The 18,360-nt window shown below is 66.8% G+C and carries 14 protein-coding genes; 6 read left to right on the top strand and 8 right to left on the bottom strand.

The window, feature by feature from the left end; translation table 11 throughout:
- Positions 1 to 11: 11 nt before the first annotated feature.
- The 4 genes from ACP2AH_RS05420 (at position 12) to galE (ending at position 6,022) form a co-directional block, all read left to right on the top strand.
- Positions 12 to 692, top strand: a complete 681-nt coding sequence (locus ACP2AH_RS05420) for a NeuD/PglB/VioB family sugar acetyltransferase (RefSeq protein ID WP_425104880.1) — start codon at positions 12 to 14, stop codon at positions 690 to 692.
- Between the two features lie 8 nt (positions 693 to 700).
- Positions 701 to 1,801: a glycosyltransferase gene (locus ACP2AH_RS05415; protein WP_425104879.1), complete on the top strand. Its 1,101-nt coding sequence runs from the start codon at positions 701 to 703 to the stop codon at positions 1,799 to 1,801.
- Positions 1,802 to 1,842: 41 nt separating this feature from the next.
- Positions 1,843 to 4,683: a glycosyltransferase gene (locus ACP2AH_RS05410; RefSeq protein WP_425104878.1), complete on the top strand. Its 2,841-nt coding sequence runs from the start codon at positions 1,843 to 1,845 to the stop codon at positions 4,681 to 4,683.
- A gap of 322 nt (positions 4,684 to 5,005) precedes the next feature.
- A complete protein-coding gene (gene galE, locus ACP2AH_RS05405) occupies positions 5,006 to 6,022 on the top strand; it encodes a UDP-glucose 4-epimerase GalE (protein WP_425104877.1) in 1,017 nt (338 codons plus the stop codon).
- A gap of 33 nt (positions 6,023 to 6,055) precedes the next feature.
- Here galE and ACP2AH_RS05400 read toward each other — a convergent pair whose 3' ends face one another.
- Positions 6,056 to 6,526 carry an Lrp/AsnC family transcriptional regulator gene (locus ACP2AH_RS05400; protein WP_425104876.1) on the bottom strand — a complete coding sequence of 157 codons (471 nt, stop codon included), beginning with the start codon at positions 6,524 to 6,526 and terminating at the stop codon, positions 6,056 to 6,058.
- 129 nt (positions 6,527 to 6,655) lie between these two features.
- Here ACP2AH_RS05400 and ACP2AH_RS05395 point away from each other — a divergent pair, with 129 nt between their 5' ends.
- On the top strand, positions 6,656 to 9,025 hold the full coding sequence (locus tag ACP2AH_RS05395) for a transketolase (RefSeq protein WP_425104875.1): 2,370 nt from the start codon (positions 6,656 to 6,658) through the stop codon (positions 9,023 to 9,025).
- Positions 9,026 to 9,124: 99 nt separating this feature from the next.
- Positions 9,125 to 10,144: an NAD-dependent epimerase/dehydratase family protein gene (locus ACP2AH_RS05390; RefSeq protein WP_425104874.1), complete on the top strand. Its 1,020-nt coding sequence runs from the start codon at positions 9,125 to 9,127 to the stop codon at positions 10,142 to 10,144.
- Between the two features lie 130 nt (positions 10,145 to 10,274).
- Here the strand turns inward: ACP2AH_RS05390 and wecB are convergent, their stop codons facing one another.
- The 7 genes from wecB to ACP2AH_RS05355 all read right to left on the bottom strand — a co-directional run bounded on the left by wecB (position 10,275) and on the right by ACP2AH_RS05355 (position 18,242).
- Positions 10,275 to 11,420 carry a non-hydrolyzing UDP-N-acetylglucosamine 2-epimerase gene (wecB, locus tag ACP2AH_RS05385; RefSeq protein WP_425104873.1) on the bottom strand — a complete coding sequence of 382 codons (1,146 nt, stop codon included), beginning with the start codon at positions 11,418 to 11,420 and terminating at the stop codon, positions 10,275 to 10,277.
- 4 nt (positions 11,421 to 11,424) lie between these two features.
- Complete coding sequence (locus ACP2AH_RS05380) at positions 11,425 to 12,588, bottom strand: NAD-dependent epimerase/dehydratase family protein (RefSeq protein WP_425104872.1); 1,164 nt, start codon at positions 12,586 to 12,588, stop codon at positions 11,425 to 11,427.
- Complete coding sequence (locus ACP2AH_RS05375) at positions 12,566 to 13,429, bottom strand: dTDP-4-dehydrorhamnose reductase family protein (RefSeq protein WP_425104871.1); 864 nt, start codon at positions 13,427 to 13,429, stop codon at positions 12,566 to 12,568. The genes ACP2AH_RS05380 and ACP2AH_RS05375 overlap by 23 nt, the downstream gene beginning before the upstream one ends.
- A 31-nt stretch (positions 13,430 to 13,460) precedes the next feature.
- Positions 13,461 to 14,483, bottom strand: coding sequence for a polysaccharide biosynthesis protein (locus ACP2AH_RS05370; protein ID WP_425104870.1), 1,023 nt, complete (start codon positions 14,481 to 14,483; stop codon positions 13,461 to 13,463).
- Between the two features lie 61 nt (positions 14,484 to 14,544).
- A complete protein-coding gene (locus ACP2AH_RS05365; protein ID WP_425104869.1) occupies positions 14,545 to 15,723 on the bottom strand; it encodes a glycosyltransferase in 1,179 nt (392 codons plus the stop codon).
- 28 nt (positions 15,724 to 15,751) lie between these two features.
- On the bottom strand, positions 15,752 to 16,876 hold the full coding sequence (locus ACP2AH_RS05360; RefSeq protein WP_425104868.1) for a glycosyltransferase: 1,125 nt from the start codon (positions 16,874 to 16,876) through the stop codon (positions 15,752 to 15,754).
- 64 nt (positions 16,877 to 16,940) lie between these two features.
- The gene (locus tag ACP2AH_RS05355) at positions 16,941 to 18,242 is read right to left on the bottom strand and encodes an O-antigen ligase family protein (RefSeq protein WP_425104867.1); all 1,302 of its coding nucleotides are present in this window, start codon (positions 18,240 to 18,242) and stop codon (positions 16,941 to 16,943) included.
- Positions 18,243 to 18,360 lie beyond the last annotated feature (118 nt).

The following is an 18,360-nucleotide window of genomic DNA, read 5'->3' as shown; positions in this document are numbered from 1 at the left end:
GGGGAAGACGGATGGCAATGCAGGGCCGGGACGAGCTGCGATTGGGGGGCGAGGCGGTGCTGTACGGCGCGGGCGGCCAGGCCCGCGAGCTGCGCTACGAGCTGGAGCGTGAGGGCGCTCGCGTGTGCGCCTTCGTCGACGATCTGGCGCCGGGACGCGTCGTCGACGGCGTGCCGGTGCTTGCCTTCGCGGACGCAGCCGCCCGGTTCGGCGGCTGCGACTGGTTCGTCGCCATTGGTGAGATTTCCGTCCGCCAACGGCTCGCGGACCGTCTGCGCGCGGCCGGCCTGCCCCTCGGGCGCTTTGTCAGCGCCACGGCGCACATGCTCGCCTCCGCGCGGGTGGGCGTGGGGGTGCAGGTGTTCCATGGCGCCGTGCTCTCCGCCGCGGTCCGCCTCGGCGATTTCGGGCTGGTGAATTTCGGCTGCGTTCTATCGCATGATGTCGAGATCGGCGCCTTCGCCACCATCTGCCCTGGAGCACATGTCGCCGGCCATGTCCGGGTGGGTGAAGGGGTGTGGATCGGGGTCGGCGCCTCGGTTCGCAACGGGTCGCCGGGCCGGCCGCTGACGATCGGTGACGGCGCCTTCATCGCCGCGGGGGCCTGCGTGGTCGGCGAAGTTCCCGCTGGGGCGATCATGGCCGGCGTGCCGGCGCGGCCCTTTCCGTCGGCCCAGAGGGAAGAACAGTGAACACTCCGATGGAAAAGCCGCCTGTTACACCGCGTGTCTCCGTCGTCATGCCGTCCTACCGGCATGAGGCCTACATCGCGGAGGCGATCAGCTCAGTCCTCGGGCAGTCGATGACGGACCTCGAGCTGATCGTGGTCGACGATGCCTCTCCGGACGGCTCGAACGCGGTGATCCGCAGTTTCGACGATGTCCGACTGATTCACATGCCGCTGGAGACGAACATCGGCGCCAGCGCGGCGATGAATGTCGCCGTGCGGCAGGCCCAGGCGCCGCTTATCGCCGTGTGCAATTCCGACGATGTGTGGGAACAGGACAAGCTCGCCCGGCAGATCGCCCTTCTGGAGCGCCTGCCGGACTGCGCGGCGGTGTTCTCCGATGTGAGCTGGATCGATGCCGCCGGCCAACCGATCAGCGAACCGGGCTTCGTCGATACAACCATCTTCACCCAGCCGAACCGGACTCGGCACCTCTGGCTCAAGCGACTGGTGGAAGGCGGGAACTGCCTTTGCCACCCCTCCGTCCTCCTGCGGCGCGAGGTCTATGCCGAATGCGGTCTGTACGACGAGTATCTGCGCCAGGTGCCCGATTATGATCTGTGGCTACGTCTGCTGCAGAAGCACCCGATCCACGTGATGCCCGACCAGCTGGTCCGCTTTCGCCTGCACGGGAGCAACACGTCGGCACAGACGCCCGCAGCCGTGGAACGGGACGCGCGCGAGCGCCGGTTCATCATGCGCCGGTTCTTCGAGGAACTGAGCGTTGAGAACTTCAACGGCGCCTTTCGCGACGGATCGGGGAGGGAGGCCGCGCCGGCTTCGGCGAGCGATCATCGTGTCAATCCGCCCGATGTCTGGCGCTATCTGCTCGCCTATCGGGGGCCCCAGGAAGACCCCTTCGGGGATATCGCCCTGGAGGCGGTGTATCGAGCGCCGGCCGAGCTGCGGCGGTCGGTGATCAACGCGCTGGATTTCCATCGCGCCACGGGAGCCCCGGGACGCGCCTTGCCGGCGCCGCCCCCGCCACCGCCACCGCCGCCCGCGCGGCCGCCCGGTTTCATCAAGCGCCTGCGCCGCCGGTTAGGTCTCCGCAAGGCAGCGCGCCAAAGCTGAAACGCACCTGTCACCCCTTTTGCATCTGCAAGGCGACTGCCATGGTTGATATCCGTAAACTGGCCCAACTGGCCGAGGCCATTCCTGCGGATCTCGGCGGCGGCAGCTCGCTCGACAAGCTCTATGTGATGGCCGGCCTCGCCGCCCGCCTCGATCTGAGGACCTATGTCGAAATCGGCGTCTATCGCGGGCGCAGCCTGTTGCCACTGTCCTGGTCCTTCGCCGCGCGCGGCGGTCACAGCTACGGCGTAGATCCGTATTGCAGGGAGGCCTCGCGCCAAGCGGACATGCCGCCAGCGGTTGCCGAGGAGGTGAGCGCCTTCATCGAGGCCACGGACTATGACGCGCTGCACGGCGACTTGCTGCGCCAGCGGGACGCAATGCAACTGGGCGGATCCTGCGAACTTCTTCGCGAAACCTCCACCCGGGCGGTCGAAAGCCTGCGCGCGCGCGGCGTCAGGGCGGGCATGGTCCATATCGACGGCAACCATGACCGGCACCATGTGCTCGCCGATGTCGAGGCCTATCTCACCCTCATGGACGACGGGGCGGTCATGGTGGTCGACGACATCGACTGGCCTTCGGTCGGCGACGCCCTCGCCCGTGCGCGCGAAAAGCTGACGCCTCTCTTCGAAACCGCGACCTATGCGGTGCTCATCCGCTCAAACGACGCGGCGCACGTCCGCAACCTCGCCGCCTTCTGCGACTCGCTGGAGCGACACGCCCTGCGTTTCCTCGCGCCAGGGCCGGCTCCCAAGGTGTCGGTGCCCATCATCACCTACAATCACGAGCGTTTCCTCGGCCAGGCGATTGAGAGCGTTCTCGCCCAGCAGACGGATTTCGAGGTCGAGATCGTCATCGCCGAGGATTGCTCCACCGACGGAACGCTGGCGGTGTGTCGCGCCTATCGCGACCGGTATCCCGACCGCATCCATCTGATCGAGCGGCCGGTGAATGTGCGTACCTCGACCAATTATCTCGAGACCTATAGGGCCTGCCGGGGAGAATATGTCGCCCTTCTCGAAGGCGACGACTTCTGGATCGATCCCCACAAGCTGCGCAAGCAGGTCGCGTTTCTCGACACCCATCCCGACTATGCCATCTGCTTCCACAACGTGCTGCTGTCCGGCGACGACGGAACGCCCGGGCAACCGCTGTTCACCACCCTGCCCGAAACGACCACCGCCGCCGATCTGTGCCGGGGCGACTACATAGCCACCGCCTCCTGCATGATGCGCAACCACCTCGTGGAGATACCGGCGTGGATGTACACGCTGCTCGCCTGCGACTGGCCTTTCGACATATTGAATGCCGAGCACGGCAAGATTGGCTATATCGACGAGGCGATGGCCGTTTATCGTCGGCATGCGGGCGCCGTCTGGTCGTCCCTCTCCATGCGAGAGCAATTGATAACGTCGATGAGGCTCGGCCTCCTGCTCGATCGGCGCTTCGGCTTTCGCTACCGTGACTCCTTTACCTATTTCCTCGACGCCGTCCGGAAGGCGTTTACTGTCGAGCTCGACCGCGAGATTCGAAATGCGCCGGGGCCGATGACCGCTCTGCCGCCCCCGCCACCGGCGAAGCAGAGACGCCGTGGGCGTGTATCGACGGCACGAAAGGCGCTTCAGCAACGCTGGCGGCAATGGCTCTCACCGGTCGACAAAGCTGTCTGCGCCGGGGAAGCCAGCGCGCCGCCCTCCGAGGTGCTTGACCTTCTCATCCTGGACGATGCCTATCCGCACCCGCAATCGTCCTTCCGGCGTGAAGAGTTCGACACCTATCTTGCCCTGTTCGAGCGGGCGCGCGCGTTCTCGACGGGTTCTGCGTTCTCCTTCTTCAAGGACACGCGTTCCATCGAGGAACTGATCGCCGAGCACGGCGAAGCCGCGCCGCTTTTGCGTGGAATGGTGCGGCCCATGGCGGAGTTGCCCCCTCATCTGCGCGCCCGTTGCGGTTTCACCGTCTTCGCCAACAACAGCTGGGGGAACCTCGACTATTTCGAGGCGAACGCCATTCCGTTCGTCTTCACGCTGTATCCGGGCGGCGGCTTCCTGCTCCGGGATCCGGCGTCGGACGAGCGCCTGCGCCGCATCTTTTCCAGCCTGATGTTCCGCAAGGTGATCGTGACGCAGAAGATCACGCTCGACTATCTCGTCGACAATGGCTTCTGCCCACGCGACCGCATCGAATTCATCTTTGGCGTCGTCACGCCGGCAACAAATCTCGATGCCCCCTCGCCGCTGCCCCGCTATGGCGAGGGCAAGCCGCGCCTCGACATCTGCTTCACGGCGCACAAATACACGCCGGACGGGCGCGACAAGGGGTTCGACATCTTCCTCGATGTCGCCCGCGCCCTGGCCGCGAGGTTTGACGACTGCCATTTCCATGTCGTGGGGGGATTCAGCCCGGAGGACCTGCCGCTTGACGGGCTGGAGGGTCGGATCAGCTTCCACGGCAGCCGCGAGCCGGACTGGCTGCGCGACTTCTACCGCGACAAGGACCTGATCCTGCTGTGCAACGCCCCCTTCGTGCTGCAGCCCGGCGCGTTTGACGGCTTTCCGACCGCCTGCGGCTCGGACGCCATGCTGAACGAGGTGGCGCTGTTCTGCACCGATCCGCTCCATCTCAACGCCGCGTTCGAGGATGGCCGCGACCTCGTGCTGGTGCCGCACGACACGGCGGCGATCGTGGAAAAGCTGAGCTGGTACCGCGCCAACCCTTCGGCCTTGCGCGCGCTGGCCCGCAGTGGTCGGACCAAGGCGGCGCAAGTCTACAGCTTCGAGGCGCAGCTCGCCCCGCGCCTCGCCCTTCTGCAGCGGCAGATCATCGGGGAAGAGCTGCCAGCCGACCGCGCCGTCGAACAGCATAGTGCGGCGGAATGAAAGGGCGATCTTCGCGTTCGGCCTGCGGTCACGAAACGTAGTACGCCCCCCGTGCGCGCGCCAGAGAGCCGCCCGGTGAAAGCCCCTTAGGGAGGGCGCGCGGGCTCTCCCGCCTTGCCCAGACGCATGCGCCCACGGGCGTGTGGAAAGTCCGCAACAACTTGGCTACAAGCTTCAGTGCCCCCCTAACACACGCAGAAGATCCGCTCATGCACCTGCTCCCCGGCCATTGTGTCAGGCGCGTCGCGGCACCGGACATGGCCGACGCAAGCACGCCGGTGGCGGGCCCGAACAGGCCGGTTTCAACCCCGGGCACGCCCGAATGACCATTCTTCTGACCGGCGGCGCCGGCTATATCGGCTCGCATGTCCTCTTCGCCTGCCTCGCGGCGGGCCATGAGGTGGTGGTGCTGGACGATTTCTCGAACAGTTCACCCGCAGCGGTGACGCGTGTGCGGGAACTGGCCGGTGGCGAGATCACCCTGTACCGGGGCGACGTGCGCGACGGCAAACTCCTGGCGGACATCTTCGCCCGTCACGCCATCACGGCCGCCATGCATTTGGCCGGCAAAAAAGCCGTGAATGAGAGCGTGGCCGACCCGCTCGACTATTACGGCGTCAATGTCGGCGGCGGCATGAGCCTGATGCGCGCCATGGCGGCGGCGGGCGTGTTCCGTCTGGTGTTCAGCTCCACCGCCTCGGTCTATGGCGAGCGGGTCGAGATGCCCCTCACGGAAACGAGCCCGCTCGGCGAGCCGGCAAATCCCTATGGACGCTCGAAAATGATGGTCGAGCGTGTGCTGACCGATCTGTGCCGGGCCGACCCGCGCTGGTCCGTCGGGGTGCTGCGCTATTTCAACCCGGCCGGCGCGCATCCGAGCGGGCGGATCGGCGAAGACCCGCTGGGGCCGCCCTCCAACCTGATCCCCTACGCCGCGCAGGTCGCAGTGGGGCGGCGGCCGGAGCTTCTGGTGTTCGGCAACGACTACCCCACCCCCGACGGCACGGGGGTGCGGGACTATATCCACGTCATGGACCTCGCGCAGGGGCATCTCGCCGCCCTGGACTATCTCCGGACCCGGACGGGGCATCATGTCTGGAATCTCGGCGCTGGCCGCGGCCATTCGGTGCTCGAGGTCATCCACGGCATTGAGCGCGTGACCGGACGGCCTCTTCCATGGGCTGTGGCGCCGCGCCGCGCCGGCGATATCGCCCAATACTGGGCCGATCCGAGCCTGGCAGAACGCGATCTTGGCTGGCGCGCGACGCGCGGCCTCGACGACATCCTGGCGGATCATCTGCGCTGGCAACAGCAGAATCGCGAGGGGTATGCCGGCTGAGCATCAGAGAGTGAGAGCGGTGCCCCCGGCCCCTCACTCCACCGGTAGCGCCTGCGCGTGTTTCACCTGGCTCAGCGCGAAGCTCGATTCGATGGAGGCGACGCCGTCCAGCCGCGTGAGCGTCCGCTTGAGGAAAGCCTCATAGGCCGGCAGGTCCTTGACCACGATGCGCAGGAGATAATCCCGCTGCCCGGTCATCAGATAGCACTCGACAATTTCCGGCCAGCGGGCGATGGCCTTGGCGAAACGGTCGAGCTCGTCCTCGCGCTGGCGCTCCAGCCGGATGGAGGCGAAGACGCTGACCGGCAGGCCGGCCTTGTCCTGGTCGACCACCGCGACATAGCGCTTGATGACGCCCGAGGCTTCAAGGTTGCGCACCCGCCGGGCGCAGGGCGAGGGCGAGAGCCCCACCGCCTCGCTCAGCTTCTCCATCGTCATATGCGCGTCCTGCTGCAACAGGGCGAGGATCTTGCGGTCGATGGCGTCTATTTTCGCCTCTGGCATGAATTACCCTTTGTGGGCCTTAACTCAGCGATTTCAGCCACAATAGGCTTCCCGAACGATCCAGAATAGCTCCAAACACCTGCATTCCGTGCCTAGGCTCGATCCATGGATGAGCCCGGAGCGCCGACCATGGCTGCAAGCGCCGAACGCCGTGCCGACGACCTCACACTTCTCGCCGAGCTGGAGCGCAAGATTCTCTGGCTGGCGACCTGGACCATTCACAACGCCAACCATGTGCGCCCCAATGCGGACGGGCTGAAGGTGGGCGGTCATCAGGCTTCCTCCGCCTCGCTCGCCACCATCATGACCGCGCTCTATCTCAAGGCGTTGCGGCCGCAGGACCGGGTGGCGGTGAAACCGCATGCGAGCCCGATCTTCCACGCCATCCAGTATCTCTTCGGCAGGCAGACGCGGGAGAAGCTGGAGAATTTCCGTGGCTTTGGCGGTGCGCAGTCCTATCCCTCCCGCACCAAGGACATTGACGACGTGGATTTCTCCACCGGCTCGGTCGGCCTCGGCGTGGCGCAGACCTTGTTCGCCTCGCTGGTGCAGGACTATCTCGCCGCCAAGGGGCTGGGGAAGGGTCCCGAGGGCAAGATGGTCGCCCTCGTCGGCGATGCCGAGATGGACGAGGGCAACATCTTCGAGGCGCTGCTGGAGGGGTGGAAGCACGGGCTGCGCAACACCTGGTGGATCGTTGACTATAACCGCCAGAGCCTCGACGCCGTGGTGCGCGAGGGGTTGTGGGAACGGTTCGAATCCATCTTCCGCAGCTTCGGCTGGGATGTGGTGATCCTGAAATATGGCCAGTTGCAGCAGGCGGCATTCAAGGAGCCGGGCGGCGCGGCGCTCAAGCGCTGGATCGACACCTGCCCGAACCCGCTCTATTCGGCGCTGACGTTCCAGGGCGGCAAGGCCTGGCGCAAAAGGCTGATGGACGAGATCGGCGACCAGGGCGAGGTCACCGCGCTGATCGAGCGGCGGACGGACGCGGAACTCGCCGCACTGATGGGCAATCTCGGCGGGCATGATTTGCCCTCGCTGATCGAGGCTTTCGAGCAGGCGCGCACGCATGACCGCCCGGTCTGCTTCATCGCCTACACCATCAAGGGCTTCGGCCTGCCGCTCGCCGGCCACAAGGACAACCATGCCGGGCTGATGACCCCGGCGCAGCTGGAGGGCCTGCGCGCCAGCCATGGCGTGCGCGAAGGCCATGAGTGGGAGCGTTTCGAGGGCCTCACCCCCCCGCCGGCCCACTTGCAGGCCTTTCTCGACGCCGTGCCGTTCCGCGCCGGGGGCACCCGCCGCCATGAACCGCCCAAGATCGAGGTGCCGACGACGCTCGACGTGCCGTTGCAGCCCGCCATGTCCACCCAGCAGGGCTTCGGCCTGCTGCTGAACGAGATCGGCAAGCGCGAGGATGATTTCGCCCGCCGCGTCGTCACCACTTCGCCGGATGTGACCGTCTCGACCAATCTCGGCGCCTGGGTCAACCGGCGCAAACTGTTCGCGCGCGAGGAACTGGCCGACACCTTCAAGAAGGAGCGCATTCCCTCGACCTATAACTGGGAATTCGGCCCCGCCGGCCAGCACATGGAACTCGGCATCGCCGAGATGAACCTGTTCACCCTGCTCTCGGCGCTCGGCCTGTCGCATTCGCTGTTTGGCGAGCGGCTGCTGCCTATCGGCACGCTGTACGATCCCTTCATCGAGCGCGGGCTCGATGCGCTGAACTATGCCTGCTACCAGGATGCCCGCTTCATCCTCGCCGCCACCCCTTCCGGGGTGACGCTGGCGCCGGAAGGCGGCGCGCATCAGTCCATCGCCACGCCGCTGATCGGCATGGCGCAGGACGGGCTGGCGAGCTTCGAGCCGGCCTTTGTCGACGAACTCGCGGTGATCCTGCGCTTCGCCTTCCAGCATGCGCAGGCGGAAGATGGCGGCTCGACCTATCTGCGCCTCTCCACCCGGACCATCGAGCAGCCGCGCCGGACGATGGATGCGGCGCTGGCGGCGGACATCGTCAGCGGCGGCTATTGGCTGCGCCGGCCGGGACCGAATGCGCAGGTGGTGATCGCTTATGCCGGTGCGCTGGCGCCGGAAGCGATCGAGGCGGTGGGGCTGATCGCCGAGGACCGGCGCGATGTCGGCCTGCTCGCTGTCACCTCGGCCGACCGGCTTCATGCCGGCTGGACGGCGGCGCAGCGTGCCCGCGAAGGCGGCAATGCCGGCGCGAAGGCACATGTGGAAACGCTGCTCGATGCCGTGCCGCCGGGCTGCGCGATCATCTCCGCCGTTGACGGTCACCCGGCGGCTCTGGGCTGGCTCGGCTCGGTGCATGGCCACCGCGCCCGGGCGCTCGGCGTGGAGCATTTCGGCCAGACCGGCACCATCGCCGATCTCTACCGGCATGTCGGCATCGACGCGCAGGGCATGGTGCGGGCAGTGCAGGCCATGGTGCCGGGCCGGCCGATCCGCCATCTGCGCGCGGTGGGCTGATACCCTCTCGCCGCCTGCGCTTCCCATCCCCACCGACGCGGCGTAACAAGGCGACCGGGCAACGCCGCGACCGCCCTGTCGCGGCAGCGGGGAACGGGCGTGGCGCAGCGGCGCATTTTCATAACGGGTACCGCCGGCTTCATCGGCTTCCACCTCGCGCGCCTGCTGCTGGCGCAGGGGTGGCGCGTCCATGGCTATGACGGCCTGACGGACTATTACGATGTCCGCCTCAAGCAGCGCCGCCACGCGATGCTGGCGCAGAACGAAGCCTTCGCCGCCACCGAGGCGATGCTGGAGGATGTCGACACGCTCCAGCGCACGGTCGAGGCGTTCCAGCCGGATGTCATCGTCCACCTCGCCGCCCAGGCCGGCGTGCGTTACAGCCTGGAAAACCCGCGCGCCTATATCGAGGCCAACATCCTCGGCACCTTCAATGTAATGGAATGCGCGCGGGCGGTGCCGGTGCAGCATCTGCTCATGGCCTCGACCTCCTCGGTCTACGGCGCCAATGAGGATATGCCGTTCCGTGAGACCGACAAGGCCGACACGCCGCTGACCATCTACGCCGCCACCAAGAAGGCGACGGAGGCGATGGGGCATTCCTATGCCCATATTTACGGCCTGCCGACCACCCTGTTCCGCTTCTTCACCGTCTATGGCCCCTGGGGCCGGCCGGACATGGCGCTGTTCAAGTTCACGCGCGGCATTCTCCAAGGCACGCCGATCGACATCTACAACCATGGCGACATGTGGCGGGACTTCACCTATGTCGACGACCTCGTGCGCGGCATAAGCCTGCTGATCGACACGGTGCCACCGCTGCCCGGCGCGCGCGGCGAGCCGATCCCCGGCGACAGCCTGAGCCCGGCGGCGCCGTTCCGCGTGGTCAATATCGGCAATTCCGACAAGGTGCGGCTCAGCGATTTCGTCGAGGCCATCGAGGCCGAGATCGGCACCAAGGCGATCCGCAACTATCTGCCGATGCAGGCTGGCGACGTGCCCGCCACATGGGCCGATGCCAGTCTTCTGCACGCGCTCACCGGCTTCCGCCCGCACACCCCGTTCCGCGAGGGCGTGGCGCGGTTCGTCGCCTGGTACCGGGAGTATTACGCGGTGTGAACCGCCCATGCCGGGTGAGAAGGGCGCGGGCTACCCGTCGTTGCGACGCGCGGCACTGGCGCACGCAGGACCTCGGCAAAGGCCTGCGAATAGCAGACGCGGCCGGTGCGGCGGCGAACACGGAACGCACTCACAACAGATCATTCCCGCGGATGCCGTCCCATGCATTCGAGAGCGGCGCGGTGCCCAGGATGAGGCTCGCCACACGCTCGGAAGTGTTGGTCACCTGATAATCCTCCGGCACCGGCGTGGGCAACCCCTGCTCGGCGCGCGCCGCGAACAGGCGGGTGGCGACCTCGACGCCGCGCAGGATCGCCGCGCGGGAGAGGCCGGTGACCATGATCGAGCCCGTATCCAGCGCCTCCGGCCGCTCGATGGCATCGCGCGGGGTGATGGCGGGAAAGTCGAGCAGCGAAGCTTCCTCGGCGATGGTGCCGCTGTCGGAGATGGCGCAGAAGGCGTTCTTCTGCAGGTGATTGTAATCATGGAAGCCGAAGGGCTTCATGAAGCTCACCCGCTCATCCGCCACCAGCCCGGCCGCTTCCAGCCGCTTGCGGGTGCGCGGATGGGTGGAGACGATCACCGGACGGTCATAGCGCACCGCCAGCTCCGACAAGGCGCCGACCAGTTCGCCAAGGCGTTCGCGGCTGTCGACATTCTCCTCGCGGTGCAGCGAGACGATGAAATAGCCGCGCGGAGCAAGCCCCAGCCGCCGCAGCACGTCGGAGGCCTCGATGCGCGGGCGGTAATGCTCCAGCACTTCGCGCATTGGCGAGCCCGTGAGATAGATGCGCCGGTGCGGCAGGCCTTCCGAAATGAGATGCCGGCGGGCATGCTCGGTGTAGACGAGGTTGAAGTTGGCGATGTGGTCGACCAGCCGACGGTTGGTCTCTTCCGGCACATTGCCGTCAAAGGAGCGGTTGCCGGCTTCCATGTGGTAGACGGGAATCTTCATCCGCCGCGCCATCAGGGCGGAAATGGCGGAATTTGTGTCGCCGAGGATCAGCACCGCGTCCGGGCGCTCGGCGGCGAGCACCTTCTCGCTCTCGATCAGGATCTTGCCCAGAGTCTCGCCCAGCGAGCCGCCGCCGGTGCCGAGGAAATGGTCGGGCCGCCGCACGCCGAGATCCTCGAAGAACACCTCGTTCAGTTCGTAGTCGTAGTTCTGGCCGGTATGAACGAGGCGATGGTCGCACAGGCCATCCAGCCGCGCCATGACGCGCGAGAGCCGAATGATCTCGGGCCGCGTGCCCAATATCGTCATGACCTTGAGCATCGTCTCACCCCAGAACCGGATCGGCATAGGTATCGGGCGCGGCGGGGTCGAACACCGCCTGCGTCCAGAACAGCGTCAGCAGCGGCTTGTCGCCGACATTCTCGATGCTGTGCGTGTGCAAGGTGGGCATGTCGACGGCCGCCGGCTGGCGCCCGTCGACGCGGTACTCCCACACGGGGCCATCCGGCACGCGGCGGATGCGGATGACCGCCTCCCCCTCCAGCACCAGAAAGCGTTCCACCTTGTCGAGGTGGAAGTGATTGCCGCGGGTGATGCCCGGCTCGGTCCAGCTGAGAAAGGTCTGCCCGCCGCCGCCGCCCTTGGCCGCCTCGAAAAGAACGCCGCGCGCATCGGCGTTAAGCGTGAGCGGGCGGGGAAATCCCTCGGGGTAGAGTGCGGTTCGGTAGCTGTTGAACAAAGCGAGATCGAACGGGTCCGACAGGTCCGGGAACAGGTTGGCGCCATAGGCGGTGTGCATGTCCTGCAGCCGCGCCAGCAAGTCGCCGACGCCCATCGGGCGCGGCGCCGGCCGAAGCTCCCCGGTGACACCCTCGGCGACGGCGGCGATCGCCGCTTCCACCGCCGCGCCGGCGTGCAGAAGCTGCACCCGCCCTTCCGGATTGACGCTCGGCGTCTCGCCGCGCATCACCTGGTGGATGAAGGTGGCGGTCACATTGTTATAGAACGGCCGCGCGCCCTCGCCGAAAATGTGCGGCAGCACGAGATCGGTGAAGCGCGGCGCGGCATTGGCAAGAATGTCGCCGGCCCGGCGCTTGGAGCGGCCATAGGGCGTGTCGGACGCCGCATGGGTGGAATTGGCGTAGACGATATGGGCCGTGCTGCCGCTCGCGCGGCAGGCCTCGGCAAGGCGGGTGGCGATGTCGACATTGCCGGCCTCGACTTCCGCCTCGGGGCCTCGATTGACCCCGGCGAAATGGTACACAGCCGCCGCACTCTCCAGCGCCCCCGCGAGGCGGGCCGCATCGTTGAACGCCGCGCGGTCGAGGGGCACCAGATCATAGGGCGCCGGCTCGCCGCGGCACCGGGCCGCGCAGTTGCGGGCGTGGAGACGGACAAGGCAGTGCCAGCCGAGCAGCCCGCCGGCGCCGGTGACGACAACGCGCCGGGCTCCCCCCGCCAGGGCATCAGCCGCGCTGTGCATAGACATCCCGCAACTCCCGCACCATTGTTTCCCAGTCGGGGGGCGTATAGCCCGTCGCCGCACGAAAACGATCCGACCGCAGCGAGCGGTCGAGCACCGGCTCATCCTTCGGCAGGATCGCGGTCGACCTGCCATAGACCTCGGCGACGATGCGCAGCAGCGCGTCCTTGCTGATCGGCTCGGCCGAGAGGTGATAGAGCCCGCGCAGCTCCGGATTCGGCAGAACATGACGCGCCAGGACCCGCGCGAACTCCACGGTCGTGACCCCGGAAAAGATCGCGCGGGTGAAGCCGTAGACCGGCCCCTCCTGCGCGAGGAACCAGTCGATCAGCGAATGACAGCTGGCGAGTTCATGGCCGACCAGGGAGGTGCGCAGGGTGATCGCATGGGGGTAGTCCACCTCGCCGAGCAGCTTGCTGCGCCCGTAAAGATCGGTCGCATCGGGCCGGTCGGCTTCGGTGTAATGGCCGCGCGCGCCGTCGAACACACAATCCGTGCTGACATGGACCAGACGCGCGCCGGTTTCCCCGCACAATTGCGCCAGCTGATGCGGCAACAGCGCGTTGATCGGCAGGGCCACCAGCGGGTCATCCGCTTCGGCGAGCTGCTTCACCACGCCGACGGCATTGATCACCGCAGCCGGCCGCAGCCGGGCAAGCAGCGCGCGCAAAGCGTCGAGATCCTGCACATCGGCGATGCGCACATAATGATCGGGGGAAAGACGCGGGAAACTCTCGGCGGAGAACGGGGGGCGGGCCACTCCGTAGACCTCCATACCCTCGGCCGGGAGCACCCGCGCCAGCGCATTGCCAAGCATGCCGCTTGCGCCGACGACGAGAACCTTCATCGGCAACTCGCCCCCCACGCCTTTGCGCTCCTCACGCCGTCCATGCCTCGATCTCGGCCTCGACCTCGGGAAGCGTCAGCAAGAGTTTCTTCACCTCGGCGACGCTGAGGCGGTCCGTGTTGTGGGAATGGTAATCCTGCTGGTCGACGGTCTCGGTGTCGCCCTCGACGAAATAATGCCGGTAGTTCAGGTCGCGCCCGTCCATGCTGACGCGGAAATAATCGCCCATATCCTCGCTCTTGATGAGCTCCTGGGCGCTGACCAGCGTCTCGAACAGCTTTTCGCCATGCCGCCAGCCAATCACCTCGACCGGGTGGTCGGGACGGCCGAACAGTTCCGTCAGCGCGGTGACCAGATCGGCGATGGTGGACGCTGGCGCCTTGCGCACGAACAGGTCGCCCTGGCGGGCATTCTCGAAGGCATGGTGCACCAGCGCCACCGAGTCGCGCAGCGGCATCAGGAAACGCGTCATGCTGGGTTCGGTGACGGTGATCGGCAGGCCCGCCTTGATCTGGCGGATAAACAGCGGGATCACCGAACCGCGCGAATACATGACATTGCCATAGCGCACGAGCGAGATGGTGGTCGGCGCCTCCGGGCCGATGGAACGGGCGAGCGCCTGCGCCAGCTTTTCCATCATCGCCTTGGAGATGCCCATGGCGTTGACCGGGAACACCGCCTTGTCGGTGGACAGGCAGACCACGGAACGCACCCCCGCCGCCACCGCCGAACGCACCACATTCTCCGAGCCGAGAATGTTGGTGCGCACCGCTTCCAGCGGAAAGAACTCGCAGGAGGGCACCTGCTTCAGCGCCGCCGCATGGAAGACGCGGGTGGCGCCGGCCATCGCACGGTCGACACTGTCCCGGTCGCGCACATCGCCGATATAGAAGCGCACATTGCCGCTGCGCAGCGTGCCGCGCAGCATGTCCTGCTTCTCCTCGTCCCGGCTGAACACGCGGACTTCCGGACAGCCCCGACGCAGCAAATCCTGCAGCATCGTCCGCCCAAACGAGCCGGTGCCGCCGGTGATCAGGATACGCTCATTCTGCATGCCGCCGCCTTTCGTGGCGCCCTGTTTACTGCACCGTGCCGGCCGACGCCACCGCCTTCACTTACCCTAGGGCCGCCCCCAGGGCGGCGCGGAACAAGCGCCGATTGGCGAGGATATCGCCCTGCCGGCGTGCCTCCTGCCGGACATAGGCGGCGGCCCGGGCACGGCGGGCCAGCGCGTCCTCAGCCGGTTCCGCCGCCAGCGCCTCGATGCGGGCGGCGAAGGCGGCGGGATCGCCAAGCGGCAGGTCGTCGCCAACACCCGCTTCGGCGAGCCCGCGCCAGGGCGTGGTGTCGGCGATCAGCACCGGCGTTCCCGCCGCCAGCGCTTCGGCGATGACATGACCGTAATTCTCGCCACGCGTCGGGAAGAAAAACAGGTCATGCGCGGCGAAGGTCGCTGCCACCTGCTCCGGCCGCAGCGGGCCGAGCCACTCGACGGAGAGTGACGGTCCCACTTGCTGCGCGAGCCGCCGGCACAGCGCGATATAGGCGGCATCCTCGGCGGGCCCGGCAATGCTGAACCGCACCGGCACACGGACCCGCGCGAGCACTTTCAGCGCGTAATCGAGGTTCTTCTTCGGCGAGAGGCGGCTGAGGAAGACGATCCGCAACGGCTCGCCGGGCCGCCGCGGCGTATGGGGAGGACCGTGCGCGCCGAGCGGCGCCGGCAGATCGCAGGCCACACTCAGCCGCGCCTGCGGCCCGAGGACGGCGCGGATGTCGCGCGCCTCGAAATCCGACGACGCCTGCCAGTGAATGGCACGGAAAAGGCCGGCCGCCTTGCCGGCGGCGAGATAGAAGCGCTTCTTCAGGGGCTTCAACGCCAGCGCGCCAGCGGAGAACTCACCGCGCGGCGCCAGCACCGTCGGCCGCCGGGGGATCAGGCCGAGCCGGCGCGCCAGCAGCGGCACGATGGTGAAGCGGGGCGAGAAGAAACTGTTGAGATACAGGAGGTCGTGCGGTGTCTCGGCGATCAGGCGGGCGATGGCCCGTGCCCCCTGCCGCGGCGGCGAGGCGTAGAGCACCCGCGCCGGCCCCACCGAGAGCCAGCGGTCCGTCTCTATGCCGGGATAGGCCCCCTCATCTCCGAGATCGCGATCGGTGGAGACGATGCGGAAGTCGAACTCGTCCGAGAGATGCTCGACCAGATGGGCGACGCTGTGAATGGGGCCACCGGCGCGAAAACCGGGGAGATAATGGCCGGTGGTCACGAGGACGACAAGGCGGGCCGGGGCCATGCCTGATCTCGGCGATGGAGCATTCGCCTCACGAAGTTGCGGCATGCCGGTCTTCCTCCGCCTCAAGCCGCTGCAACAGGCGGCAGAAGCGACTCGCCATTTCCTGAGTGTTGAATTCTTGCTCGGCCACGCGTGCCGCAGCCACAGACCAGCCGTCATCCACCTCGGTTACGGTCAGCGCTTGCGCGATGGCGCGCGCCAGGACAACCGGGTTTCCTCTCTCGAAGTTCACGCCGCAACGCGCACGGTGGAACGCCGCGATTTCCGGCATGTGCCGCCAGCGCTCGTCATGCACCACCACCGGCAGGCCATACGCCATGGCATGCAGCAGGCTGAGGCCAACCCCGCCGGGATAAACGAACAGCCGGCAGCGATTGGCGATGGCGGCAATGGCGCGCTCGTCGGTCATACCCCCATGCCAGGCAATACGGCCCTCGAGGCCGAGCCCGGCCGCCTTTTCCTCGAGGGACGACCGCTCCTCGCCATCGCCGATGATCTCAAGCCGCACATCCGCCAGTTCCGGACGAGCCAGCGCATCGAGCAGGGTGCCAAGCTCGGCTTTTTCCGTGAGACGGCCGATGAAGAGCAGGGAGCGCGGGCGCTGTCCGGGCACGTAGGGCGCCCGCACGGCTAATATCGGCTCGACATTGATGCCGTTATTGAGCGCGTCGACCGGCCGAAGGTCACCGCGCCCCAACCCGTTGCGATACGCGTCGACCTCATCGTCGGTGTAGAACAGGATGGCGTGGCTGAGCTTCATGAGCAGGAGGCGCAACAGGAAGCGATGCGTGCGACTGGTGCTGCTCCAATACTGCCCCCACCACACGGTGCGCGCACCGCGCCAGCGCGCCCAGGCCAACATGAGCATGTTCGACACATTGCGCGGCGCGCCCGAGAGGACGACGATGTCGCCCGGTCCGACCGGCGTCGTCAGAACGCCGGGCTGCCAGTCGAGGCCCGGCAGCAGGGCGCGCATGGCCGGCAGCCGCCGCTCCCAGGCAAAACGCTCCTGACGTTGCGTTAACACCCCGAGTTCGACGGAGGAGTGCCACACCTCGGTGGGGCAAGCGAGGCGCTCCGCGACCCGCGCGAACAGATCGACGCGGTAGCTCGGCAGCGTCGGCTGAAAGATGATCACACGCGAGGCGTTCATAGGCGCATTATCTTCCCGGCCTGGCAGAGCGCGCGCCACCTGATGGCGAGGGAGCGGGCCGAGTTCACCATGTCTGCCGCTCCAAACGCGGTCGAACTTGCATCGCCGCGCGCGACACCTGGAACATCTTCTCGCGCGTCTGATCGCCGAAAGACAGAAGCAGGCCGATCGCGCACCACATGAAGGTGGAGCCGTATAGCGACCCAGAGAACTGCGCGCCGATCAGATATTGCAGGAACAGCAGCGCCGGCCAGCCATACTGTGGGTAGCGCCGGAACAGGACGGCGGCACGGTAACACAGGGCCACCAGCACGCCGATGAACAGCACCGTCACGAAAAAGCCGAGGGCCATGAAGGATTCGACGATGACGTTGTGCGGATAGCCTAGTGTGGAGGGATCCTCCATCGCCCCGCCGAGCCACGGGTTGGTCCAGAACACCTCGAGGGCGCTGGCATAGAGGTCGAGCCGCGAGGATTGCTGGGCATGCTCTTCAAGCGACATGCCGAACAGCCGGCCAAAGGCATTGATGTTGTGCGCTTCCTGCAAATACATCGACAAGGGCACCACCGCCAGCGCGCCGACGACTAGAAATGCCATCACCGCGAATTTGTAGCGGAAGCTCACGAAGCACAGAAGAAACAGGAAGCAGGCCAGGACGGCGAGAACCGGACCGCGCGAGTTGGCCGCCAGCAGCACGTAGGCGCCAATGGCCATCCCGAAAAGCAGGAACAGCCGCCGCGAACCGCGCGCCCAGGGGCGATGGAACAGCAGTGCCCATGCCGACAATACCACCAGCATCGCGCCGAGATGGCCCAGAGCGATAGGGTTCAGGGCCTCGAGCCGCATGCGCCCCGATTCATACTCCATTCCCGCCTCATTGCTCACCGTGCCGGTAGCCAGAAATATAGACAGGAAGCAGCCGGCGAAGGTGGCGACATAGAGCCAGCGGAAATAGTCGTCCGCCTGCTCGGGACGGCTGCTCCGCATCGCCAGGCCGAGCATGGGCACCAGGCAGCCGCCAATCGCCCAGACCCAGTAATAGGAAACCTCCTTGCCGAGGAAGAGAGGCTCATAGAGCGTGTCGACATAGAGGCGGACCACATACGCCCCCCAGAACAGGGCCAGCAGCAGAAGCAGGACCGACGCGCCCCGCCCCCGGCGGCTCGCGATTCCGCCGACGATCAACAGCAGCGCCAGACAGAAGTTGAGCGCGCGCATCGCCAGCGATATCGGCGTGTTCGGGAGATCGAACAGGGTGGCGAACGCCGCCACCAGCGGGTAGCCGGGGAACGACATGATGACGACCGCGAGGTAGATGTAATCGACCTTGGGGTGAGCCCGTCGCCCGGGCAGCACCTCCGTCATCCGATGCTGCCGCAGTCCCACATTCATCCCATCACGCTTCCACCTCTCGCCGCTCCGGCCCTCGGGCGTTATCAGCAATGCCTCCAGCCAGGGCGCTGCCGGCGAGAACCGGACGCCG

This window comes from Ancylobacter sp. (assembly GCF_965249975.1).
Classification (GTDB): domain Bacteria; phylum Pseudomonadota; class Alphaproteobacteria; order Rhizobiales; family Xanthobacteraceae; genus Ancylobacter.
The sequence above is the reverse complement of the archived record's forward strand: the minus strand, read 5'-3'. Positions and strand labels throughout refer to the sequence as shown.